Here is a 395-nt window from a genome sequence, read left to right on the forward strand (position 1 = left end):
AGAGACAGACCCCATCCCGTAGTCCGACCACACGGTCGCGTCGGGGAAGGCGGACGGCTCCACCAGGGTCCAGGTGCCGATCGTCAGGACGCCCACCAGCTCGGCGGCGCAGCACACCAGCGCCGCCCTGCGGGCCGTCTCGCCGCCGCGGACCAGGGTGTACGTGATGAAGCCGTAGACCACGCCGGCCGCCGCCGACAGCGTGTAGGCGAGCGGCGCGCGGTCGAACTCGGTGGCGATCTGGTACACGGAGCGCGACACGGCGCCGACGACCATCACCCCGTACAGCCACACCAGCAGCAGACCGGGCCCGCCGATCAGCCGGGTCCGGTTCGGCCTCTCCTGCGTCCCGGTCATCTCAGCCTCCCCAGATGTCATGGAGCCGCACCTCGAGC

General features: G+C 71.4%; 1 protein-coding gene. It reads right to left on the bottom strand.

The window, feature by feature from the left end; all coding sequences use genetic code 11:
- On the bottom strand, positions 1–357 hold a 357-nt coding region (locus tag KDL01_RS42615; RefSeq protein WP_212534369.1), incomplete at its 3' end, for a hypothetical protein.
- Positions 358–395: the final 38 nt, after the last annotated feature.

Source organism: Actinospica durhamensis (assembly GCF_018139695.1).
GTDB lineage: Bacteria > Actinomycetota > Actinomycetes > Streptomycetales > Catenulisporaceae > Actinospica > Actinospica durhamensis.